Genomic DNA, 21,469 nt, shown 5'->3' on the forward strand with positions numbered 1-21,469 from the left:
GCCTCCAGGACCTGCCTCTAGGACGTCGATGCGTCCCGCAGATGGTCATTGTTGCGCATCCGCACGGCCACCACTGCGCCGGAAGCCGCGGTGATCGCTGCGACGACGGCGACTGCTGCGGGGATGCCGTAAAGGTCCGCGAGCACTCCTGACAGGAGGGCACCAACGGCGAACCCGCCGTCGCGCCATAACCGGTACACCCCTACGGAGCGCGCCCGCCAGATGGGGTGGGCAACGTCGCCGATGGCGGCCAACAGTGTTGGGTACACCAATGCGGTACCGAGGCCCAAAATAATGGCTGCGGCAAGCCAGGGTCCGAAGTCGTGGGCGAAGGCGAAGATTCCTAAGGCCACGGACTGAACCAGCATGCCGGCCGTAATGAACCATTTGCGGCCGCCGCGGTCTGAAGCCGCACCGGTGACCAGTTGTGCCAAACCCCAGGCGGCCGGGTAAGCGGCGGCCAGGATGCCAATTTGCCCAAGGTTCAGCCCGGCGCCAGCGAACAGGACGGGGAAGAGACCCCAGGCCAAGCCGTCGTTGAGGTTGTTCACCAGTCCGGCCTGGCTGGCTGCGGACAGGGAGCGGTCCTTGAAACTGGTCAGGGTAAACACCTGCCCGGTGGTCAGGCTGCCGTGGGCCCGTGATTGAGTAGCGACGTGACGGGCAGCTTCCGTTTTTACGTGGTGGTGGGTTTCCTTCACGGCGAGCACCGTCAGGCCCAGGCCCAGGGCGATGAAGGCGGCCCCGAGCAGGAAGGGGGCTGGACGCAGGCCGTAGGCGGTGGCCAGATAGCCTGTGGCGAGTGCAGTGCCGGCCACGCCGAGGTAGCCTGCGGCCTCGTTGAAGCCCATGGCCAGTCCACGCTGCTTGGAGCCCACCAGGTCCATTTTCATGATGACGGCGGTGGACCAGGTGAGCCCTTGGCTGATGCCCAGCAGCACGTTGGCCGCTACGATCCAGGACCAGGACGGGCCGGCAATGAGAAGAATCGGAACGGGGACCGCCACCAGCCAGCCGGCGACGAGGACAGGTCTGCGGCCATACCTGTCAGAGAGCGTGCCGGCAAAGTAGTTCGTTACGGCCTTGGACAAGCCGAAGGCCAGGATGTAGGTCAGCCCGCCGGTGTACTGGTCCAGGTGGAATTCCTGTGCGGCGAGAAGGGGCAGCACGGTGCGTTCCTGGCCCAAGGTCCCGCCTACGAGGGCATTGACGGCCACCAGCAACATGAACTGCGGCAAGTTCTCCCGTAAGCCCAGTACGGTTCGTGGAGAGGGCGCATCGTACTTTGGGATGTCGCTGGCCATGCGCGGGGTGCTCCAAATCCGGTGTGCGGGCAAAAGGGTGCCCGGGCACGCTTGGGGGAAGCGTACCCGGGCGGGGCCCGGACAGGAGGGGGGACCTGCCCGGGCGGCTTGGGGGTGGTTAGACGGCGGGGACGCTGTTCTTCCAGGAGTTCCAGGCTGCGTAGCTGCCGTCGAGTTCGACGACGTCGTACCCGGCACGGCGCAGGGCGCTGGCGGCGACGGAGTTCCGGACGCCGGACTGGCAGTAGCTGACGATCGTGCCGTTGGCGGGCAGTTCGTCCAGGTGCCACATGACACGGCCGCCGCTGAGCTGGTACGAGCCCGGGACGTGCCCGGCGGCGTACTCAGTCTTGTTGCGGACGTCCAGGACCATGGCAGCGTCGAAACCTTCGAGTTCCTCAGGCTGGATCAGCTTCGGGGTGGTGGTGGGCAGCCCGTCAATGCTGGTGAGGTAGCCCGCCACGTTGTCGATGCCCACGCGTACCAAGTGGTCCCACAGGTCCATCGCCTGCTCCTGGTCTGCGGCGAGGAGCACCAGCGGGTTCTTGTCAGTTTCCGGGTTCACCACCCAGGCACCGTAGCTGGCCACGGACTTGCCGGCAGGGACATTCAGCGATCGGGCCACGGTTCCCTCGTGGACTTCGCCGTTGGAACGGGTGTCGATGAAGGTCAAGGTGTCCTCGGCCAGGCCTGCTGCGACGGTCCCGGTGGAGAGCTCCGGCAGTGGGGTGCGTTCACCCATGACCACAGGGCCTTCACGGTTTTCGCGCTTCATGCGGCCGAAGTAGGCGTGTGCGTCGGGTTGGCCGTCGAGGAGTTCGTCGATGAAGCCCTGCTCGTCGTCGGCTGCCAGGTAGGGACCCCACCAGGCGTAGAGCCGTTCGTAACCAACCGTGGAGGACGGGATGGCCCCGAGTGCTTTGCCGCAGGCGCTTCCGGCGCCGTGCGCGGGGTGGACCTGAACGTAGTCCGGCAGAGTCAGGAACTTATCGCGCAGGCTGGCGAAGAGCTGCTTGGCGCCCTCGAAGCGGGTGTCAACGCCGCCGGCTGCTTCATCCAGCAGGTCCGGCCGGCCCAGGTCTCCGGAGAAGACGAAGTCACCGGAGAGCAGGTAACCGGGCTGGTCGCTGAACGCGCCGTCGGTGACCAGGAAGGACAGGTGCTCCGGGGTGTGCCCGGGGGTGTGCACGGCCTTGATGCTGATGTTGCCCAGGGTGATGGTGTCCCCGTCGTAGAGCCGTTCACCGTCGAACTGGTACTGCCAGTCCGGGCCGCCTTCGCCGGAGACATAGATCTTTGCTCCGGTGGCGGCAGCCAGCTCGCGGGTGCCGGAGAGGTAATCGGCGTGGATGTGGGTCTCGGTGACTGCCACGATCTTCATGCCGTTCTTCGCGGCCAGGTCCTGGTAAACGGCGATGTCGCGGCGACCGTCCACGACGATCGCTTCGCCTTTGGCCTGGCAGCCGATCAGGTAGCTGGCCTGGGCAAGGTCTTCGTCATAAATGCGCTCGATAAGCATGGGGTGCTCTCCTTCAAGTGAAAGGGGATGTTGGGGCCTACATTCAGTACAGATACCCCCTGGGGTATCCTGCAGGAGGGCCCTGGCGCCAGGCGCAGGAGGCCTGGCGCTTCGTTGGGTTTGGCAGGTGCCGGCGGCCGGTTTTCCGGAACCTGGATCAGGCGTGCTGACGGCCGGCTTCGGCGCGGGCTTTGTCCATGTCCAGGTTCTTCACGGCCTGGATGACTTCCTCGAGTCCCGTCGCGTTGAGGGCGCCCGGCTGGGAGAAGACGAGGGTTTTGTCCTTGAAAGCCATGAGGGTGGGGATGGACGTGATGTTTGCCGCGGCGGCGAGGGCCTGTTCGGCTTCTGTGTCTACCTTGGCGAAGGTGATGTCCGGGTGGCGTTCGGCGGCGGCGCCGTAGGTGGGGGCAAACATGCGGCACGGGCCGCACCAGGCTGCCCAAAAGTCAACGAAGACGATCTCGCTGCTCTCCAGGGCTTGGGCAAATGTGTGTTGGGTGATGTCAATGGTGGCCATGGCCTGGTGTCCCTTCGGGAGGTTTGGTTGCGCCCGGTTGGCTGGTGCCGCTGCCGGGTCAGGGGTTTAGGTGGTGGGAAGTCCTGCGCGGGTCCAGGCGCTCATGCCGCCTGCCATGGTGTCTGCTTTGTAACCGGCGCCGTTGAGGGCATCGGCGACGGCGGCGCTGCGGTTGCCGCTGCGGCAAACGGCGATCACGGGGACGGCAGGGTCAAGCTCGCCCAGGCGGGCCTGCAACTGCCCCATGGGAATGTGCAGGGCGCCGGGGATCATGCCCTCGGCGACTTCGAAGTCCTCGCGGACGTCGAGGATCCGGGCACTGGCGCGGCGCTGCTCGGCTTCGGTGATGGTGATTTCAGCCATGATGGTTCTCCTTTGAAGTGGTTGGCGGCTGGCGGTTTGGGGGTGGTATTTGCCTAGCGGACGGGTTCGCCGGCTTGGCGCCAGGCGGCCATCCCGCCGCGTACCGAGTAGGCCTGGTAGCCCTGGGCTGCGAGGAGCCGGGCGGCGGAGGCGGAGCGCACTCCGGAGGCGCAGACTGCAATCACGGGCTTGTTCCTGTTGATGCCGGTGGTGCTGGTCTGCAGCCGGTCCAGGGGGACGTGCTTGGCCTGCGGCGCACGGCCGGTCCGCCACTCCTGGGCGGAACGGACGTCGATCAGCGTGGCTCCAGAGCCCAGGAGTTCCTCGGCCTGGGCCACGGAAATGGTTTGGTAGGGCTTGCTGAAGGCCTTCTTGAGGGAATCGAAAAGTCCCATGGCAATTCCTTTCTGTGGTGCCCGGGTCAGACGGGCGACGGGACATCGGTACTGCGGCGGCCGCGGTTCCGGAGCGGGCAGGAGCTCACGAAGAACCAACAGATGCCTGCGGTTACCGCGGTGAGCCCCGCGACACCGGCGGCGATGGGCCACTGCATTCCGGCGGGGGCCTGCTGGATCAGGACGAAGGTACCCATGGCCAGGACGAACCAGCCGAAAGCCTTGCGCAGGGCCGACTCCGGGATGCGCCCGGCGAGTTTGGCGCCGATCAATGAGCCCACGATGGCCGCGACGGTCACCCCGAGGGTGATGCCCCAGTCCAGCTGGACGGTAGTGAGGTAGCCCGCGAGGCCTGCAAAGGACTTCATGGCAATGACCACCAGGGACGTTCCCACGGCCACCGCCATCGGCAGGCCACCCAGCAGCGCCAGCGCCGGCACCACGAGGAAACCGCCGCCCGCGCCGACCAGGCCGGTCACGAGACCGACGACGGCGCCGTCCAGCAGCACCCTGCCAAGGGGCAACTCGTGCTTGACAGGCGCCGCTCCGCCGTCGTTCTTTTTCTTCCGCCCACGCAGCATGGCCAGCGAGGTGGCCACCATCATGATGGCGAAGGCGATGAGCAGGATCTGGCCAGGGATGTGACCGCCGAGGAGGCCGCCAACAAACGCACCCGCCATGCCGGCGGCACCGAAGATCAGTCCGGTCCGCCACATCACCCTGCCCTTGCGGGCGTGGCTGATCACGCTGACCACCGAAGTAACGCCGACGACGAACAGGGACGCCGCGATGGCTTCCTTGGCCTCGAATCCCGCCACGTAGACCAGGATGGGCACGGTCAGGATCGACCCGCCACCGCCCAGGACTCCCAGCGAGAGCCCGATGACCACCGACAGGGCCAGGACCAGGAGCAGGGTGAGGCTCATCAGGCTGCGGCTTCCGTGCTCTTGCTGCCGGCGGCGGGCAGGGCCAGGATGGCGCTTTCGCGGGTGGGCTCCTTGGCGGCCTTGTTCCACGGCATCGCGGAGATGGCCTTGCCCATGGCGCAGGTGTTGGTCGCAGCAGAGAAGGTCAGCCCGGTGCCGATAACGCCCGCGAGGGTCCGGATCTTGGGAGAAATGAACTTACCGCCGGCCAGGCCCAGCACCACCAGGGAGCCGGCCACCAGGCGCACCTGGCGTTCAAGGTCCCAGCGGTCCTTGCCCTTGACCACGTCGCCGCCGGCGGCGGCGTACCCCGGAGCCCCGCCCGTGAGGACGTACGCGGTGTCAATCCCGGACTTGGCAAGGCGCTGGCGGGCCTGCTCGGCGCGGACGCCGGACTGGCAGACCAGGACCACCCGGGAGCCAAGCCGGGCGGCGAGCTCGTCGGTGTGCTCGGACAGCAGCGACAGAGGCACGTTGTAGGAGCCGCGGATGTGCATGGACTCAAATTCGGCAGCGGAGCGGACGTCGATGACCACGAGGTCCTGATGCTCCTTGATCCAGGACTGCAGCGCCTCAGGAGCAAGGGCGGTAACAGCGGATGCCGTGGAAGGGGAAGTCATGAATGGCCTCTCGATTCGAGTGAACAGGTGAATACCCCACCGAGTATTACAGATACCCCCCGGGGTAGTCAAAACACCCTAGGGGGTATAGGCTGGGTCCAAGAAACCGCATTACTTTGGAGTACCCATGGAACTGAATCCCACCGAACTGACCCCCGTCATCAACCGGCTAAAGCGCGCCCAAGGCCAGCTCGCGGCCGTCACCCGGATGCTCGAAGAAGGCCGGGACTGCAAGGACGTCGTCACCCAACTGGCGGCAGTATCCAAGGCATTGGACCGCGCGGGCTTCGCCATCATCGCCACCGGATTGGAGCAGTGCATCGTCCAAAAGGACGCAAGCATGGACACCAAGGACCTGGAGAAACTCTTCCTCTCCCTGGCCTGAACCCTTCCTTCCGACAATCCCCTGCCCGGCCCTACCCAAGGAGAACCATGACGTACACCCTCGCCGCGACCGTTGCCCTCCCCTGGACTGATGTTGTCGAGAAGACCCGGGACGCCCTGGCTGAGCAGGGCTTCGGAATCCTGACCGAAATCGACGTCCGCGCCACCTTCGAGAAGAAGCTCGGAGCCGAAGCCGCCGACGCCGTCGGGGACTATGTCATTCTCGGCGCCTGCAACCCCGCCCTGGCCAGCCGCGCCCTCGCCGCAGAGCCTCAGATGGGGGCATTGCTCCCGTGCAACGTCGTGGTGCGCCGCGCCAAGGACGCAGACACCACCACGGTCGAGGCCATCGACCCGCAAACCATGGTCCAACTCAGCGACGCCCCAACGGTCAAGGAAGTGGCTGACGACGCCGGCACCCGCCTCCGTCAAGCACTCGCGGACCTCAGCGAAGCGGCCAACTAAGAGAGACCGGGCTAGAAATGCGCCGGATCCGTGTTCGCTCCGCACAGCACGACGGCGACCTTCTCACCAGCGCCCGGGGCATAAGCCCCGGAGAGCAGGGCCGCGTACGCAGCCGCTGCCCCATGCTCAACGACGATTCGATGCCCTTCCCATAGCCTGCGGCGGGCCTCGATGATGTACTGGTCCGTGACCAGCACGCTCTGCACGCCCGTCCTGCGGGCAACCCCGAAGCCGATCTCCCCCAGCCTGCGGGCACCCAGGGAATCGGCTGCAATGCCTGAAACCGGTACGTCCACGGGCTCGCCGTGTGCCAATGCGCTATGGAGTGTAGGCACTGTTTCCGGCTCAACTCCTACAACCCGGGCCCGCCCCTCGGTAGAGGCCGCTATGCCACCCATCAACCCGCCGCCGCCGACAGCGACGAGGATGGTGTCGACGTCGGGCAGTTGCTCCATCACTTCAAGGCCCACACCACCGGCGCCCGCCACAATCTCCGGCTGGTCATAGGCATGGCAGTAAACGGCGCCGCTTTCTGCAGCGAAGGCGACCGCCGCAGCATAAGCCTCGGCATATTCGGATCCGCCTTGAACCACCCTTGCTCCGATTGCGTACAGCTTGTGGACCTTGTTGGCGGGAGCGGACTCCGGGACGAACACCGTGGCGGGAACACCCAACTTCGCAGCGGCGTAGGCATTTGCCAGGCCCGCATTGCCGCCGGAGGCAACAACCACCCCGACCTCGGGGTTGAGCTCCCCGTTCTCCCGGGCAGTGAGCAGCCTGTTGAAAGCACCACGGGCCTTGAACGAACCCGTGTGCTGCATGTACTCACACTTAAACCACAGCGGGTACGTCCCTTCATTGCCGCTCGCCGCCATCGGGGTGTGGCGGACCCAAGCGGCCGTCCGGGAATACGCTTCCTCAACCTGTTCGCGAGTGACCATCCGACTGCCCCTTTCGTTGGGTCTCATCCTACGATCGGGACCGCGGGCATCGCGGATGCGGCCCTCCAGTTATTCATCAGTCCACGCAATATTCGGCGGAGTCCCCGCCCAGAGGTAAGGAACCTGCCCAAGATCCCCGCGAGTGAGGTAGCCTCAGCAGAGACCCACGCACTATCGATGCTGGCTTCCGGGGGGAAACAATGGGGATCTTTGGCACGCGCAAGGCAGCATACGCAGCAACGGCACTGGCGGTAGGTGTGGCCCTGATGGGTGCGCCCCCAGCGACGGCAGCACCGAAAGTAACGTCCGCACCTGACGTTCAGACCCCTTCAGTTGGCCCCACGGCAGTCATCGACGGAGTCCCCTACGTCGGCGCGGAGCTGCGGAAGCAATACGACTACGACTATGCGGGCTGCAAGAACCCGGACGGCACCACCCCCAACGGGTACAGGGCGGAGTGGCTCCAGGACGGGGTACCCCTACCGCCCGAACGTCAGGGCGAAGTCCTTCAGCTCACCCCGGCGGACTTCGGTCACCGGATTTCGCTCAGGGTCCACCCTTCAACGCCCGAAGAACCCAATTGCCCTGATGCCACGCGGGTGAGCCCCGGCACGGCACCGGTCAAGGCATCCTCGAGGGCCATGGGTTGGACGGGACGCGGGAACTTCGAACCCCTCGGGCGCACGGCGGATGGCAGGTTGATCCTCTACCCCCGGACGTATACATACGTTCCCGGCAGTTGCGAGGGTGCCTGCCCGCGGTACTTCGGAGAGTGGGACGAACCCCGCCAGACAGGCCAGGGCTGGGACGCTATGGGAATCGTGTTCTCGCCGGGTGACTTTGACGGCGACGGCTACAACGACCTCCTCGCAACCGACGCCGCAGGCAACCTGTATCTCTACCCGGGCGATGGCAACGGGGGCTGGCTTGACCGCCGCCAGGTTGGTCAAGGCTGGAACATCTTCGACTCGATTGTTGGTCCTGGAGATTTTGACGGGGACGGTTACAACGACGTCCTGGCCCGCGATGCTGCCGGCGACCTTTATCTTTACCCCGGCGACGGAGCCGGCGGCTGGAAACCCCGCAGCAAGGTGGGCCAAGGCTGGCAGATCATGGACAAGATCATCACCGGCGGTGACATGAACGGGGACGGTCCCGTGGAGGTCTTCGCCCGGGACCGCAATGGATACCTCTCCATCTACCGGGCCGACGGCACGGGTGGCTGGGAGTCCTCGGCAATGCTCAGCGGCGGTTGGGGTGCCTTTTCCGATATTGCAGGGCTGGGCAGTTTCGGACACCAGCAGTACAACAACTTGTTCGCTGTCAACGGCAACGGGGATCTCATGACCTACTCCACCGGCGCATCAACCGGGGTCCTCTGGGGGCCTTACGGCCCGGTCGGGGCAGGGTGGAACGTGTTCCGCGAACTCCTCTGAGCGAGCCGAACTCCTCTCAGCGAGCCGAACTCCTCTCAGCGAGCCGAACGAGCCAAGGGAAGCTACAGGGGCTGCTCCCACACGGCCAGTTCCAGCCGAACGGTGCCCTGTGAGGAGGCCGCACAATTTTGCTGGATCATTCGGGCATCCGCCGGGGCAACACCGCGCCAATAACCGGTTCCGCCCAGACGCCCGAAGAATGATCCAGCAAAATCAAGCAGGCTCTTCATCAGACGCTCACCTGCTGGCTCAAACGAACCGGCGTTTCCAACCCAAGGTTCTCCCGCAGGGTGCTGCCGCGGTACTCCGTGGGGTAGACGCCGCGTTCCTGGAGCTCCGGGACCAGGTGGTTCACGATGTCATCCAGGCCGGTGGGGATGAGCCAGGGGGAGATATTGAAACCGTCCACCGCTCCAACCCGCGCGTATTGGGCCAGGTGATCGGCCACCGCGTTGTACGAGCCGGTAAAGGTGGAGTCGATCCGAGCCGTCCTGGACGTGACGAACTGGCGGATGGATAGGCCCTTGTCCTTGGCTTCCGCACGCCACTGATCCGCCAACTGGCGGGCCTTGGCGCCATGGAAGCCGCTGCCGCGGGTTTCCGAGGTCTCTTCCACCACGGGATCAATGTCAGGCAGCGGGCCGTCCGGATCGTACGCGGAAAGCTCACGTCCCCAGAACTGTTCCAGATAGGCAATGGCCTGCTGCGGACCGATCTGGAGGCTCCGCACCCAGTCCTTCTTCTCCCGTGCCTCCTGGTCTGTAGCGGCGAGGATGAACTCGCTGGCCGGCATGATCCGGACCGCGTTGGCGCCGCGGCCGGCAGCCACTGAGCGGGAAACAATGTCCCGGCGGAATTCCACGGCATCGTCGAATTTAGGGTGCGCAGAGAAGATCACGTCTGCTTGGCGTGCAGCGAAATCGCGGCCCTCGGGTGAATCACCGGCTTGGAAGAGCACCGGACGGTACTGCGGACTACGCGGCAACCGCGGTGTGACGTCCACAGTGTAGTGCTGCCCCTGGTGAAGGACACGGTGCGCGGGACCGGACGGCGTCTCCCACGAATCCCAGATGCGTTTGGCGGTCTCCACGAACGCTTCAGCATGCCTGTACCGGTCCGCGTGGTCCAGGTATCCGCCCCGGCGGAAGTTGGCGCCCGTCCAGGCGTTGTCCGTCGTGACGACGTTCCACGCAGCGCGGCCCCCGGAGATCAGGTCCAGCGAGGACAGCCTGTGCGCCAGGTCTGCGGGATCGTTGTAGGTGGTGTTCTGCGTGGCAACCAGGCCGATGTTGGTGGTCACCGAAGCCAAAGCCGCGAGCATGGTCTGCGCATCCGGCCGGCCCACCACATCGAGGGCGTGCGGACGCCCCAAGTGCTCCCGCAGCCGCAGGCCTTCCCCAAGGAAGAACGCCGCGAACTTTCCCCGTTCGGCGGTCTGAACGATCCTGCGGAAGGATTCGAAATCGGTCTGCGAACCGGATTCGGCGGCCTTCCAGATCGTGCCGGAGTTGACGCCTTGGAAGAAGATGCCGAACTGGATCCGGCCGCTGGGCTTGAAGATATCCCGTGTCATGCTGTTCCCTTACTTTCCAGCAGCAGCGCTGGCGGTGGTTGAGGTCGAGTAGCGGTTTGCGGGCCGTTCCAAGCCCAGCAACCCGCGGAAGGTGCCGTCCTGGACCGGAGCACGCAGCGAACCCCGGTGGCGGAGTTCCGGCAGGACCAGCCGGGAGAGTTCATCGAGTTCCCGCGCCAGGTCGCCCGGGTGCAGCCGAACGCCGTCGGCCTCCAACAGCAGTCCGTGAAGGTACCCGGTGAGTTCCGCGGCGGTGCCTGCAAATTGCGCGCGGCCGGTTTCCGGCACTGCCCGCGCAGCAGCCGGCTCACCGCGGGAATCAAGGACGACGCCGAGTTCGGCCACCACAGCCACCGCCCCAAGGCGTTCCCGCGCGTCGCGAACCCCGGCCACCAGCAGTTCGGACGTGGGAGCCGTGACCAGCACTGCGTCAACAGATTCCACCGGAACACCGCCGCCAACCAGCGACGCCGATGCCAGCACGGGAAGCTGGCCCTGCAGCGGCCTGGGGATGATGGAGGGGCCCTTGACGGAATACGGTGTGCCCGCGAAATCGGCCGGGGTTTCGAAGTCCACGTAGTGCAGCTTGTCGACGTCGATGTAGCGTCCGGTGGCAACGTCCCTGATCACCGCGTCGTCTTCCCAGGAGTCCCAGAGACGGCGCCCGACCTCAATGGACGCAGCGGCCTCGTGGACCAGCGCGTTGCCTCTGACTGCGGAACGCCCGACGGCGGCAGCGGCCGCGGGTGACTCGGCTGCGGTGACGATCCATCCGGCACGGCCGCCGGAGACGTAGTCCAAGCTCGCAAGCTGCGTGGCGATGTGGAACGGCTCGGTGTAAACGGTGTCCACTTCCGGGGCCAGTGCGAGGGTCCGCGTGACAGGCCCTGCGTAGGCGGCACGCTGCAGGGCGTTCGTCCGGCCCGGCTCCGGAGCGTCCTTGAAGGTTGCCACATGGAATCCGGCCGCCTCGACGGCGAGGACCGCCCCGGCGAGGCTGCCGAACGCGCCTCCGTCCCAGCCGGCGCCGTCAAGCTCTATGGCCAGGAAACCGGCCTTGTTATCTTGGGTACTCACTTCTGGTCCTGACGTTCGTAGGGTCTATTTGCCGAAGCTTGTTTCCGAGACGGTTTTGGACTCCGGCACTGCTTCTTCGGAGAGGCCCCAGCGTTCCAGGACCTTCGCGTAGGAGCCGTCCTTGATGGTGGAGTTCAAGGCGTCGGTGATGGCGGGCGCCAAGCCGTTGCCCTTCAACGTCGTCGCGGCAACCAGGGTTTCGGACGGCCAGCCGGCGTTGACCTTGCCCACCAGTTTGAGGTCGTCCCGGGTGTTCTCGCGGTAGGTCACGGACGGGTAAGGGGCGAGGTTCAGGTCGGTGCGTCCTGAGGAGAGCGCAAGGATGGTGTCTGCGTCCGAGGAGTAGTACTGCAGGGTGGCAGGGGCTTTGCCCTTCTCCTCGAGTTCCTTGTTCCAGGCCAGGAGGATCTTTTCCTGGTTGGTGCCCGAGCCCACGGAAACCTTCAAGCCGGAAATGTCGTCGGTACCCTTGATGTCGTAGCTGGCGCTCTTCTTCGCTTCGAAGCCCATGTAAGCGGCCCTGTATGTGGAGAAGTCGAACAGCTTCACCCGGGCGGCGTTGATGCCCACGTTGGAGAAGACGGCTTCGAAATCGCCGGACTGGGTCTTGAGCGGCCAGTTCTCCCACGATGTCACCTGCAGGTCCAGCTCGAGTCCCAGTTTGTCTGCCACCAGCTGTGCGAGATCGATCTCCACGCCGATCGGGGTCTTGTCGTCCGTGGCGTGGAAGGACAACGGGACGGACCCCGCGGTTGTGGCAACCGTCAGCTTGCCGTCCTTGGAAATGGCTGCCGGGACGGTGGCCGCGGCGGTGGCATCTTTCTCAACGCGGATGCGGTTCTGCTCCACTGAGGTGTTGTAGACGACGCCGTTCTTGGCGGTTTCGGATTCGGGCTTGGCTGCCGACGCTCCAGGATCGGAGCACCCGGCGAGCGCCGGAAGTACGACGGCGGGGAGGACGGCGAGTGCCAGGAATTTGGCTGTGGTGGTGCGAAGCATTGGGGAGATTCCTAGATGTTGAAGGCGGGTTCGATGACTTTGGAGAAGAAACTGCGGGTGCGTTCTTCGCGTGGGTTGCTGAAGATGTCCTGCGGGGCGCCGGACTCGATGATCCGGCCTTGGTCAATGAACACCACGGTGTCCGCTACGTCCCGGGCGAATCCCATCTCGTGCGTGACCACGATCAACGTGGTGCCGGACGTGGCCAGTTCGCGGATGACGTCCAGGACCTCGTTGACGAGTTCGGGGTCCAATGCGGAGGTGGGCTCGTCGAAGAGCAGGATCTTCGGTTCGAGCGCGAGCGCCCGGGCGATCGCAACACGCTGCTGCTGGCCTCCGGAAAGCTGGCGGGGATACGCGTCGGCCCTGTCCTTCAAACCCACACGGTCCAGGAGTTCCAGCCCGCGCTTCCGGGCCTCGGCTTTGGAGCGCTTCTGTGCCACGATCGGCGCTTCGGCCACGTTTTCCAAGGCCGTTAGGTGGGGAAACAGGTTGAAGTTCTGGAACACCATGCCAACGTTGGTGCGTTGTTTGAGGATGTCCTTCCCGCGCAGCTCGTGCAGCTTGTTCCCCCGGGCCTGGTAGCCCACCAATTCACCGTCGATGGTGATGAAGCCGCCGTCAACCTTTTCCAAGTGGTTGATGGTCCGCAGCAGCGTGGACTTACCGGAGCCGGACGGGCCGACGATCACTGTCACTCCGCCAGGCGGCACGGACAGTGAAACACCTTGGAGCACTTCGGTGTTGCCGAAGGACTTCCGAATGTTGTGGATGTCCACCTGTCCTTTGGTGGCCACCGTGCTGGCCGGGCCGGCAGCGGCAGGTGTTGCCGCCGTCGTCGATTCTTTGCGTGCGGTGATGATGCTCATCGGGCGTCCTTGCTGGGAGAGGCGGGAGCGTGGCTGGCGAAGAACTTGCGGGCCTTTTGCAGCGGCGTGAGCGGCAGGTTCCGCAGTGCGCCCTTGGAGAAGTGCCGTTCCACGTAGTACTGGAAGATGCTGAGCACGGAAGTAATCACCACGTACCAGAGCGTTGCCACAAGGAGCAGGGGCAGCACCTGTTGGGTCCGGTTGTAGATCACCTGCACCGTGTAGAACAGCTCGGAGTAGGCCAGGACGTAGACGATCGACGTTCCCTTGACCAGGCCGATGATCTCGTTGAAGGCCGTGGGCAGGATGGCCCGCATTGCCTGCGGGAGGACGATCCTGGTGGAACGCTTCCAGGCCGGGATGCCCAAGGCGGCTGCGGCTTCCAGTTGGCCTTGGTCGACGGACAGGATGCCGCCGCGGATGATTTCGGCGGAGTAGGCCGCCTGGTTCAGGGTGAGGCCTAGGACGGCTGCCGCGAACTGGCTGACCAACGTGGTGGTCTGGGCTTCGAAGAAGCGGACATCCGTGAACGGGATGCCCAGGCTGATCTTCTCGTAGAGGTAGCCGAGGTTGTACCAAAGGAGTAGCTGGACCAGGAGCGGAGTGGATCGGAAGATCCAGGAGAACGTCCAGGATACGGAGACCAGCAGCGGTGAGGATGAGAGGCGCATCAAGGCGAGGATGAACCCGAGAACGAAGCCAAGGATGCCGGAGATGGCGGTCAGCTTGAGGGTTTCCACCAACCCTGCCACCACGGACTGGGCAGTGAACCATTGGGCAACCACTCCCCATTCCCAGCGCGGGTTGGTCAGCAGGGACCACGCTATGGCGGTGACGCCCAGGGCGACCGCCACGGTGCCCACCCAGCGCCACGGATGCTTTGCCGGGACCAGCTTGTAGTCGGAGTAGTCGACGGCGGGCCGAAGGGCCTCGTCCGCCGTGGCGGGCGGTGCGGCTGCACTCATGCGCCACCTCATTTCAGTTGGGATTTGCCTATCGGATTGCTGCAAATCTAGGGGCGGAATTTATCCACCGGCAATTCGGATTTTTGTACTTCTTCACGGGACTTATTGCGGCTTCAAAAGGCTTCTTTCGGCGTCATCAATGAGTTCAGCCGGAGCCATTTGAGTCGTTTTGTTTTCCTCGGTTAACGCTGAATGACGCGTGGTGAACGGCGGTTACCGGCGCCTCGACCCGGGCACCACAGGCTCCCTACATTGGCCTTACCAACCACCGCAGATCAGGAGACCGCATGCCGTCACGAGTTCCCGCCATCGTCTTTATTGGCGGCGGCCCGCGCACGGCCGGCGTGTTGGAAAGGCTGGCGGCCAGCCGTCCCGCCTTGTTCGAAGGCCCCCTGCAGATCCACGTCGTTGAGCCTCATGAACCTGGCTCAGGACGCATCTGGCGTTATCACCAGGATCCCGGCCTGCTGATGAACTCCACGGCCGCCGACGTCACAATGTTCACCGACTCTTCCGTGGCCTGTGACGGACCGCCGCTGGACGGCCCGGCCCTCGCCACCTGGGCAGCCGGCGTACTGGACGGCAGTATCCGTGATGTGCCGGTCTTCGAGCAGCACATCCTGGAACAGCTCCGTTCCCTGACCCCCGCGTCGTTCCCCACGAGGCAACTCCAAAGCAAGTACCTCGAGTGGTTCTTCCGCCGGGCGGTTTCCTCGCTCGGGCCGGACGTCACCGTCACCGTCCACCGCGATGTGGCCACCGCCGTCGAACGGGCCGCGGGGCCGCTGCCCGGGCATCCCGACGCCGGTACGCACCTCGTGCGGTTGGCCTCCGGCGCCGAGGTGCGTGCCGACGTCGTGGTGTACGCCCTGGGCCACACCGATTCGCAGGCGCATCCGGAAGCGACCCGGCTGGCCGGATTCGCGGCCGCGCACGGCGGCTACTACGCGCCGCCGTCGTACACAACGGATGTGGACTACTCCCCCATTGAAGCCGGCCAGGACGTCATCGTCTCCGGGATGGGGCTGGCCTTCGTGGACCTGTTGGTGCTGTTGTTCGAGGGCCGCGGCGGCCGCTTCGAGGAAAGGCCCGACGGCGTCCTCGAATATGTGCCTTCGGGCGCCGAGCCACGGGTCTGGGCCGGTTCACGCCGGGGTGTGCCCTACCATTCCAAAATCTCCTCGTCGTTGCGCAGTCCGGTGGAGCGGCCGCGGTACTTCACGGCTGCTGCTGTTGAAGCGTTGCTGGCCGAACACGACGAGCTCGACTTCCGTACCCACCTCTGGCCGCTCATCGCCAAGGATGCGGGCTACGCCTATTACCGTGAACTGTTCACCGGCTACCCTGAGCGGGTTCGTGGCGCTTGGGCGGACTTCGAGGCGCCCTTCGATGCCCTCGACTGGTATAGCTCCGGGCGGGAGCAGCTTGTGGCCTCTGCCGTCCCGGATCCCGCCGTGCGCCTGGACCTTGAGTCGCTGGACCAGCCCTTCAGCGGTTGCGCGTTCGATTCCCATGAGGCGGTGCAGCGGTCCGTGGCCGCCTACATCCAACGCGACCTGGCACTGCGGACCAGCCTCGACCATTCGGAGACGCTTGCCCTGTTCATGGCCCTGCTGTTCGTCTACATGGACTTGGGCCGCCTGGTGCCGCAGGAACGGCTCAACGCCCGATCGCAGCAGGCAATCCACGGCTGGTGGCACGGCTTCTTCAGCTTCGTCGATTCCGGCCCTCCGGCACACCGACTGCAGGAAATGCTTGCCTTGCACCGGGCCGGGTACCTGCAATTCCTGGGACCGGGCATGTGGGTCCGCGCCGACGAACCAACCGGCCGCTTTGTTGCCGGATCCTTCCAGTCACCGGTCCTGGTGGAGGCCTCCGCGTACATCGAGGCACGCCTGCCTTCGGCCTCCGTGTGAGGTGTGTCAAGGATGTGAGACAGCCGGGTAGTTTCTTTTCGGTCAGGCAGCAGCGGGCAGGGGCTGGCTGTTGGTTGTGAAGTTGGCCATTGCCGTCGCCGGCGGGAGACCCTTGTTGTTGGTGTGAGGCCGCCAGCGGTTGTAGAACACTTCGATATAGCGCATCGTGGCCCGTCTGGCGTCCTGGCGGGTCTCGAAGCTGTGGTGATGGTAGAACTCGTTTTTCAGCGATGAGAACAGCGATTCGGCTACGGCATTGTCCCAACACACCCCGGTAGCGCCCATCGATTGGCGTATCTTGTTTCCGGCGCACCAGGCGCCCATTTCGCGGGACGTGTACTGCGTGCCGCGATCGCTGTGAAAGATGGCGTTCGGGGTCAGGTGGCCGCGGTCTCTGGCCATCCTCAGGGCCCCGGTAACCAACGAGGCGCGCATGTGGTCCGCCATGGCCCAACCGACGACCATCCTGGTGCACAGGTCAATGACGGTGGCCAGATACAGCCAGCCCTCACCGGTCCGCAAGTAGGTAATATCGCCCACCAAACGGGTGCCCGGGGCATCTGCCGTGAAGTCCCGGCCGATGAGGTCCGCGAAGACCTTGTCCGGATCCGAGGCTATGGTGGTGCGCTTGAAGGCGCGCATCCGCTTTGCCGCCCATCCGTTCTCAGCCATGATCCCCGCCACGGTGCCCACCGACACCTCGATGCCGGCGGCAACAAGTTTGGTATGCACCATGCGGTGACCGAAGATCCCGTCAGAGGAATCGAAGACGGTCCTCACCTGGTCCGTCAGGTCCCGGTGACGGGCCGCGGTCGGTGTCTCCTCAGCGTCCCGCCACCGGTAGTACGAGGCCCGTGGAAGCCCCAACTGCCGGCACATCCATGCCACTGGAAAGTCGGCGTTCTCCTCCTGAACAACGCGGTAGAGATCTTCTACCGCTGTTCTTTGGCGAAGAACGCCGAAACTTTTTTCAGGAAATCATTCTCCCGCTCGAGCTCCCGCAGCCGGGCCTCCATGGCTTTGAATTTCACCGGATCTACCGGGTCATCGGGCTTGCCACCGCTTTCCTGATCAGCCTCACGGGCCAACCGAATCCACCGCTTCAGAGCAGTCAACGAGATCCCGAGATCAGCAGCAACGGCAGGCAACGGACGCCCCGAAGACGCCGCCAAAGCGACGGCATCGGCCTTGAACTCATCGGAATAGGTAGGTCGAGCAGACATGAGCACAATCCTTTCAAACTGTGTCTCACATCAGTAGTACACCTCAGTGGAGCGTTCCGCGAACCCTGCCCTCCTGAACCTGCACGACGCCGGACTGGGCACCGAACAGAGGCTGCTCACCTTGGACGGTGCGCATTCGACAGGGAAACTTCTGGTCTCCGGAAATCATGAGGTCCTTTCTCCTGTTGGAACACCACAGCATGGGTTGTTTGCAGTGGGTCCATGGACGTCAGGCTGGGGCGCAGGTGCGTTTGCCCGGCCGAACACCAACGCGGCGCCGTTCCGCGAGAACGACGCCCTGGCCCGCCGCATCCTTCACACGCTGGCCACCCCCCTTCCGTCCCTCCCGTCCCTCCCAACTAGGTCGCATTAATGCGCGTTCTGAGCCCGCAAAACGCGCACAACTGTCACCTACTTGGGTGCCCACCACGAAAGGTAAGCCATGACCGCACCGCCAACCCTGCCGACGTCGGGCCTTTCCGTCCTCAGCCTCGCCATGGACGATCCCCGCGTCCGGCCGCTCCTGGATGAGCTCGCCGTCGAATATGACACCCGCTACGGGGACCTGTTCAGCAGCAAGGGAGCCTCCGAGGAACTCAGCAGGTACCCGGCGGAGGAATTCGCCGCACCGCACGGGGCGCTGATCATCATCCAGGAAGACGGCGAATCCGTAGCCGGTGGAGCGTTCCGCCGCTACGACGCCGACACCGCCGAGCTGAAGCGCATCTGGACCCACTCGGCGCACCGACGGCGTGGCCTGGCCCGCCGCGTGCTGGCCGAGTTGGAAGCTGAAGCCCTGCGCCGTGGCTACACCAAGCTCTACCTGACTACCGGGCCGCGCCAGCCCGAAGCCAGGAACCTGTACCTCGCCACGGGCTACACCGCCCTCTTCGATCTCGCAGCGGATCCCGAGGAAATCAAGCATTTGGCCTTCAGCAAGGATCTTGTGGCGCACCGCTAAGCTATCCGCATGGCCACGAAAACCACTGCCGAAAAACTCGCCACCATCCAGCAGGGGTACACCCTGCAAGGTGCCACCATCGAGCTGGGTGCCGCAATCGTGGACGGTGAAGTCCACAAGGAAGCGCAGGTCCGCCTTCCGTTAGCGATGATGAACCGTCACGGGCTGGTGGCCGGCGCCACCGGCACAGGCAAGACCGTCACGCTCCACATGATTGCGGAGCAACTGTCGACGGCGGGTGTTCCGGTTTTCCTCGCTGACATCAAGGGCGACCTCTCGGGACTGGCGACGCCGGCAACGGCCAGCGAGAAGCTGAGCGCCCGGACGTCGGCCCTTGGGCAGGACTGGTCGGCAAAGAACTTTCCCGTTGAGTTCCTGTCGCTGGGCGGTGACGGCAACGGCATTCCCGTGCGGGCCACCATTACCTCTTTCGGGCCTATCCTGCTCTCGCGCATCATGGACCTGAACGACACCCAGGAATCCAGCCTCCAGCTGATCTTCCACTTCGCCGACAAGAACAACCTCGAACTCATCGACCTCAAGGACCTGCGGGCCGTCATCCAGTTCCTCACCTCGGATGAAGGCAAGCCCCAGCTGGCCGAGTTGGGCGGGCTGTCCAAGGCCACGGCCGGCGTCATCCTGCGCGAGCTGGTGTCCCTGGAAGCGCAGGGCATGGAGAAGTTCTTCGGCGAACCCGAGTTCGACACAGCCGAACTCCTCCGCACAGCCCCCGACGGCCGCGGCGTCATCAGCTGCCTCGAACTGCCCACCCTGCAGACCAAGCCGCTTCTCTTCTCTACGTTCCTCATGTGGCTGCTCGCCGACCTCTTCGAAGACCTTCCCGAAGCCGGCGACCTGGACAAGCCCAAGCTCGTGTTCTTCCTGGACGAGGCGCACCTGCTGTTCAACGATGCTTCCAAGGCCTTCCTTGAGGCGATCACCACAACAGTCAGGCTCATCCGTTCCAAGGGCGTCGGCATTTTCTTCGTCACCCAGACCCCCAAGGACGTACCCGCAGACGTGTTGGGACAGTTGGCCAACCGTGTGCAGCATGCGTTGCGCGCCTTCACCCCGGAAGACGCCAAGGCCCTGAAGGCCACGGTGTCCACGTTCCCCGTCAGCGACTACGACCTCGAAGAAACCCTCACCTCCGCGGGAATCGGCGAGGCAGTCATCACCGTGATGAATGAGAAGGGCGCACCCACGCCCGTGGCCCTGACCAGGCTCCGCGCACCCGAGTCAGTCATGGGTCCCAGCGCCGAGGACCTCATCCGCAGTACGGTTGGGGCTTCATCGCTGTTGGCCAAGTATGGCACCGCCGTGGACAACGTCTCGGCGTACGAGAAACTGAGTGGGGCGGCGCCAGTGCCCACAGGCTCTCCGGCTTCGGGGGGCGCGCCAGGGCCGTCTTTGGATAGCGCCTCGGAAGCATCGGGTGGGTCCGTGCCCTCCCAAGCCGACATCGACGCCGAAGCCCGGCGCATCGAGGAGGAAATCCTCGGCCGCCCCAGTTCCCGCCCCGCCCCTTCGCCTTCACCGTCCTACCCCGAGCCTCCTGCACCCTCCGCGCCAGGAACGTCCCAGCAGGACACCGGCATGTTTGGTGACCTGGCCGGTGCGCTTGGCGGCGCGTTGGGTGGCGGACTAAAGAGCATGGTCCGTTCTATGGGGACACAGCTGGGACGCGACCTGATCCGGGGCGTCTTCGGTACGTCGTCCAAGCGTCGTCGCCGTTAGGGCTTGTTGTCCTGCGTCGTAACGACGGCGGGTGACCGGTTCGGGCGGGTCAGGGCCCGACGGCGGGTGGCCGGTCTGGTGGGGCAACGTACCGCCGTCGTGGATTTCTTTGAGGATCTTGCTAAGTCACCTTACGGTCTTGCTGCGCAGCTAATCGCGCGGCGGCGGGTAACGTAAAGGGCGTGCAGGTGAGTCAAGCGTTGGTCAAGACCGCAGCCGGATGGCTGCTCGGTCTGATGCTTGCTGCCGCCGGCGCCGTGGTGTGCATCAACCTGGTAAGCCAGTCCGTGGCGAGCCCGCAGCAGCCTGTACGGGAATACTTTGAGGCCCTGCAGAAGGGCGAGGGCGAACAGGCCCTTGGTCTGCTGCGCGCGAAGGTCCCGAAGGCCAACGCCGCCATGCTGGACGGCACAGCCCTGCAAACCGCGGCATCCGCATTGTCGGATATCAAGATCGGCAACGCGCAATCCCGTGGCGGAAACCGGGTCGCTGTACCGGTGGACTACTCGTTGGACGGCAGCCGCCTCCATAGCGAGTTCCTGCTGGAACGCACTGGTACCCAGTGGCTGTTTTTCGGCAAATGGGCCTTCGTCCCCACCACGTTACCCACCATCGAGGTGACCGTGGTGAACGCCAGCGAGGCAGCCCTTAATGGAGTGCCGGTCAATATGCCCAACGGGCACAACACGTTTGCCGTCTTCTATCCCGGCAAGTACGAGGCCAGCCTCAACGGCACTTTCTTTGAAGCTCCTCCAACGTCTGCCCTCGTCTCAAACCGCGACGGCGGAACGGCCCCGCTGAACCTGCAAACCCGGTCCACCAAGTCCATGGATGAAGCCGTGGCAGGCAAGGTCCGCGAATTCCTGGACACCTGTGCCGCAGAGGCGACTGAGCAGCAGCGACTCCAGCCGGACTGCCCCTTCTATCACGCCAGCAACGCCCGCGTGGTAGACGGGACCATCAAATGGGAAATCACGGAATACCCGAAGATCACTATCGAACCGTTCGGCGGCAAGTGGGTAGTGGCCCCCCTCAACGGCAAAGCCCGGCTGACAGCCCGGGAAATCAACCTCTTCACGGGCTACGTCAACGATCTCAACGTTGAACACGACTTCAGCTTTACCACCCAGCTGGATACGGACGGCAACACAGTGACCGTCACGCCCCTGCTGAGCTTCTAGAGGCCGGGTATCGCGTCCTGCGCCAGTGTGGGTGGCGTCGGTGCAGGTGGCGCCGCTGACCGCGCCAGCGGCTGTTCTTCCAGCCGCCGACGCGT

General features: G+C 64.7%; 21 protein-coding genes and 2 pseudogenes. 8 read left to right on the forward strand and 15 right to left on the reverse strand.

What is annotated here, in order from left to right; all coding sequences use genetic code 11:
- Window positions 1-17 precede the first annotated feature (17 nt).
- From QN084_RS08360 to QN084_RS08390, 7 genes are all read right to left on the reverse strand, one after another.
- On the reverse strand, window positions 18-1,304 hold the full coding sequence (locus QN084_RS08360; protein WP_062098289.1) for an MFS transporter: 1,287 nt from the start codon (window positions 1,302-1,304) through the stop codon (window positions 18-20).
- A gap of 118 nt (window positions 1,305-1,422) precedes the next feature.
- The gene (locus tag QN084_RS08365) at window positions 1,423-2,823 is read right to left on the reverse strand and encodes an MBL fold metallo-hydrolase (protein ID WP_021474171.1); all 1,401 of its coding nucleotides are present in this window, start codon (window positions 2,821-2,823) and stop codon (window positions 1,423-1,425) included.
- Between the two features lie 157 nt (window positions 2,824-2,980).
- Window positions 2,981-3,343 (reverse strand): thioredoxin, encoded by a 363-nt coding sequence (gene trxA / locus QN084_RS08370; protein WP_021474172.1) that lies wholly within the window; start codon window positions 3,341-3,343, stop codon window positions 2,981-2,983.
- A gap of 66 nt (window positions 3,344-3,409) precedes the next feature.
- Window positions 3,410-3,706: a rhodanese-like domain-containing protein gene (locus QN084_RS08375; RefSeq protein WP_069696373.1), complete on the reverse strand. Its 297-nt coding sequence runs from the start codon at window positions 3,704-3,706 to the stop codon at window positions 3,410-3,412.
- 53 nt (window positions 3,707-3,759) lie between these two features.
- Window positions 3,760-4,101: a rhodanese-like domain-containing protein gene (locus tag QN084_RS08380; protein WP_021474174.1), complete on the reverse strand. Its 342-nt coding sequence runs from the start codon at window positions 4,099-4,101 to the stop codon at window positions 3,760-3,762.
- Between the two features lie 26 nt (window positions 4,102-4,127).
- Window positions 4,128-5,027: a sulfite exporter TauE/SafE family protein gene (locus QN084_RS08385; RefSeq protein ID WP_069696374.1), complete on the reverse strand. Its 900-nt coding sequence runs from the start codon at window positions 5,025-5,027 to the stop codon at window positions 4,128-4,130.
- Window positions 5,027-5,647 carry a rhodanese-like domain-containing protein gene (locus QN084_RS08390; protein ID WP_021474176.1) on the reverse strand — a complete coding sequence of 207 codons (621 nt, stop codon included), beginning with the start codon at window positions 5,645-5,647 and terminating at the stop codon, window positions 5,027-5,029. The genes QN084_RS08385 and QN084_RS08390 overlap by 1 nt, the downstream gene beginning before the upstream one ends.
- Before the next feature lie 127 nt (window positions 5,648-5,774).
- Here QN084_RS08390 and QN084_RS08395 point away from each other — a divergent pair, with 127 nt between their 5' ends.
- Window positions 5,775-6,032, forward strand: coding sequence for a metal-sensitive transcriptional regulator (locus QN084_RS08395; RefSeq protein ID WP_062098293.1), 258 nt, complete (start codon window positions 5,775-5,777; stop codon window positions 6,030-6,032).
- Window positions 6,033-6,079: 47 nt separating this feature from the next.
- On the forward strand, window positions 6,080-6,496 hold the full coding sequence (locus tag QN084_RS08400; protein WP_069696375.1) for a DUF302 domain-containing protein: 417 nt from the start codon (window positions 6,080-6,082) through the stop codon (window positions 6,494-6,496).
- Window positions 6,497-6,507: 11 nt separating this feature from the next.
- Here QN084_RS08400 and QN084_RS08405 read toward each other — a convergent pair whose 3' ends face one another.
- A complete protein-coding gene (locus QN084_RS08405; protein WP_021474179.1) occupies window positions 6,508-7,437 on the reverse strand; it encodes a threonine/serine dehydratase in 930 nt (309 codons plus the stop codon).
- A 200-nt stretch (window positions 7,438-7,637) separates the two neighbouring features.
- Between QN084_RS08405 and QN084_RS08410 the strand changes: the two genes are divergently transcribed.
- On the forward strand, window positions 7,638-8,873 hold the full coding sequence (locus tag QN084_RS08410) for an FG-GAP repeat domain-containing protein (RefSeq protein ID WP_021474180.1): 1,236 nt from the start codon (window positions 7,638-7,640) through the stop codon (window positions 8,871-8,873).
- A gap of 229 nt (window positions 8,874-9,102) precedes the next feature.
- On the opposite strand, the gene QN084_RS08415 is transcribed toward QN084_RS08410, so the two are convergent.
- From QN084_RS08415 to QN084_RS08435, 5 genes are read right to left on the reverse strand one after another with little or no spacing between them, the layout of a single operon-like run.
- Window positions 9,103-10,446 (reverse strand): NtaA/DmoA family FMN-dependent monooxygenase, encoded by a 1,344-nt coding sequence (locus QN084_RS08415; RefSeq protein WP_021474182.1) that lies wholly within the window; start codon window positions 10,444-10,446, stop codon window positions 9,103-9,105.
- A gap of 9 nt (window positions 10,447-10,455) precedes the next feature.
- Entirely contained in the window at window positions 10,456-11,523 is a 1,068-nt protein-coding gene (locus QN084_RS08420; protein WP_069696376.1) for an LLM class flavin-dependent oxidoreductase, read from the reverse strand.
- A gap of 24 nt (window positions 11,524-11,547) precedes the next feature.
- Window positions 11,548-12,522, reverse strand: coding sequence for an ABC transporter substrate-binding protein (locus QN084_RS08425; protein WP_021474184.1), 975 nt, complete (start codon window positions 12,520-12,522; stop codon window positions 11,548-11,550).
- Between the two features lie 11 nt (window positions 12,523-12,533).
- Complete coding sequence (locus tag QN084_RS08430; RefSeq protein WP_021474185.1) at window positions 12,534-13,391, reverse strand: amino acid ABC transporter ATP-binding protein; 858 nt, start codon at window positions 13,389-13,391, stop codon at window positions 12,534-12,536.
- Window positions 13,388-14,356, reverse strand: coding sequence for an amino acid ABC transporter permease (locus tag QN084_RS08435; protein ID WP_241650883.1), 969 nt, complete (start codon window positions 14,354-14,356; stop codon window positions 13,388-13,390). The genes QN084_RS08430 and QN084_RS08435 overlap by 4 nt, the downstream gene beginning before the upstream one ends.
- 287 nt (window positions 14,357-14,643) lie before the next feature.
- Between QN084_RS08435 and QN084_RS08440 the strand changes: the two genes are divergently transcribed.
- Window positions 14,644-16,272, forward strand: a complete 1,629-nt coding sequence (locus tag QN084_RS08440) for an FAD/NAD(P)-binding protein (protein ID WP_259362719.1) — start codon at window positions 14,644-14,646, stop codon at window positions 16,270-16,272.
- Window positions 16,273-16,314: 42 nt separating this feature from the next.
- On the opposite strand, the pseudogene QN084_RS08445 reads toward QN084_RS08440, so the two are convergent.
- Both QN084_RS08445 and QN084_RS08450 read right to left on the reverse strand, forming a co-directional pair.
- Window positions 16,315-17,169, reverse strand: a pseudogene (locus QN084_RS08445) (IS3 family transposase); the annotation flags it as partial.
- Window positions 17,170-17,204: 35 nt separating this feature from the next.
- Window positions 17,205-17,495 carry a transposase gene (locus QN084_RS08450; protein ID WP_062098648.1) on the reverse strand — a complete coding sequence of 97 codons (291 nt, stop codon included), beginning with the start codon at window positions 17,493-17,495 and terminating at the stop codon, window positions 17,205-17,207.
- A 43-nt stretch (window positions 17,496-17,538) separates the two neighbouring features.
- Here QN084_RS08450 and QN084_RS08455 point away from each other — a divergent pair.
- The 4 genes and pseudogenes from QN084_RS08455 to QN084_RS08470 all read left to right on the forward strand — a co-directional run.
- Window positions 17,539-17,868, forward strand: a pseudogene (locus QN084_RS08455) (hypothetical protein); the annotation flags it as partial.
- A 69-nt stretch (window positions 17,869-17,937) separates the two neighbouring features.
- Complete coding sequence (locus QN084_RS08460; RefSeq protein ID WP_021474188.1) at window positions 17,938-18,456, forward strand: GNAT family N-acetyltransferase; 519 nt, start codon at window positions 17,938-17,940, stop codon at window positions 18,454-18,456.
- Between the two features lie 9 nt (window positions 18,457-18,465).
- On the forward strand, window positions 18,466-20,193 hold the full coding sequence (locus QN084_RS08465) for a helicase HerA-like domain-containing protein (protein WP_021474189.1): 1,728 nt from the start codon (window positions 18,466-18,468) through the stop codon (window positions 20,191-20,193).
- A gap of 188 nt (window positions 20,194-20,381) precedes the next feature.
- Window positions 20,382-21,374 (forward strand): hypothetical protein, encoded by a 993-nt coding sequence (locus QN084_RS08470; RefSeq protein ID WP_164888699.1) that lies wholly within the window; start codon window positions 20,382-20,384, stop codon window positions 21,372-21,374.
- Window positions 21,375-21,469: the final 95 nt, after the last annotated feature.

It is taken from the genome of Paenarthrobacter sp. R1 (assembly GCF_030264015.1).
Classification (GTDB): Bacteria; Actinomycetota; Actinomycetes; order Actinomycetales; family Micrococcaceae; genus Arthrobacter; species Arthrobacter ureafaciens.

Excerpts from the sequence above, each read along its gene's own strand:
- QN084_RS08415 (WP_021474182.1), bottom strand. The coding sequence starts at position 10,446 with ATGACACGGGATATCTTCAAGCCCAGCGGCCGGATCCAGTTCGGCATC.
- QN084_RS08390 (WP_021474176.1), bottom strand. The coding sequence starts at position 5,647 with ATGACTTCCCCTTCCACGGCATCCGCTGTTACCGCCCTTGCTCCTGAG.
- QN084_RS08400 (WP_069696375.1), top strand. The coding sequence starts at position 6,080 with ATGACGTACACCCTCGCCGCGACCGTTGCCCTCCCCTGGACTGATGTT.
- QN084_RS08380 (WP_021474174.1), bottom strand. The coding sequence starts at position 4,101 with ATGGGACTTTTCGATTCCCTCAAGAAGGCCTTCAGCAAGCCCTACCAA.
- QN084_RS08375 (WP_069696373.1), bottom strand. The coding sequence starts at position 3,706 with ATGGCTGAAATCACCATCACCGAAGCCGAGCAGCGCCGCGCCAGTGCC.
- QN084_RS08365 (WP_021474171.1), bottom strand. The coding sequence starts at position 2,823 with ATGCTTATCGAGCGCATTTATGACGAAGACCTTGCCCAGGCCAGCTAC.
- QN084_RS08425 (WP_021474184.1), bottom strand. The coding sequence starts at position 12,522 with ATGCTTCGCACCACCACAGCCAAATTCCTGGCACTCGCCGTCCTCCCC.
- QN084_RS08410 (WP_021474180.1), top strand. The coding sequence starts at position 7,638 with ATGGGGATCTTTGGCACGCGCAAGGCAGCATACGCAGCAACGGCACTG.
- QN084_RS08405 (WP_021474179.1), bottom strand. The coding sequence starts at position 7,437 with ATGGTCACTCGCGAACAGGTTGAGGAAGCGTATTCCCGGACGGCCGCT.
- QN084_RS08465 (WP_021474189.1), top strand. The coding sequence starts at position 18,466 with ATGGCCACGAAAACCACTGCCGAAAAACTCGCCACCATCCAGCAGGGG.
- QN084_RS08440 (WP_259362719.1), top strand. The coding sequence starts at position 14,644 with ATGCCGTCACGAGTTCCCGCCATCGTCTTTATTGGCGGCGGCCCGCGC.
- QN084_RS08435 (WP_241650883.1), bottom strand. The coding sequence starts at position 14,356 with ATGAGTGCAGCCGCACCGCCCGCCACGGCGGACGAGGCCCTTCGGCCC.
- QN084_RS08395 (WP_062098293.1), top strand. The coding sequence starts at position 5,775 with ATGGAACTGAATCCCACCGAACTGACCCCCGTCATCAACCGGCTAAAG.
- trxA (WP_021474172.1), bottom strand. The coding sequence starts at position 3,343 with ATGGCCACCATTGACATCACCCAACACACATTTGCCCAAGCCCTGGAG.
- QN084_RS08460 (WP_021474188.1), top strand. The coding sequence starts at position 17,938 with ATGACCGCACCGCCAACCCTGCCGACGTCGGGCCTTTCCGTCCTCAGC.
- QN084_RS08450 (WP_062098648.1), bottom strand. The coding sequence starts at position 17,495 with ATGTCTGCTCGACCTACCTATTCCGATGAGTTCAAGGCCGATGCCGTC.
- QN084_RS08360 (WP_062098289.1), bottom strand. The coding sequence starts at position 1,304 with ATGGCCAGCGACATCCCAAAGTACGATGCGCCCTCTCCACGAACCGTA.
- QN084_RS08385 (WP_069696374.1), bottom strand. The coding sequence starts at position 5,027 with ATGAGCCTCACCCTGCTCCTGGTCCTGGCCCTGTCGGTGGTCATCGGG.
- QN084_RS08430 (WP_021474185.1), bottom strand. The coding sequence starts at position 13,391 with ATGAGCATCATCACCGCACGCAAAGAATCGACGACGGCGGCAACACCT.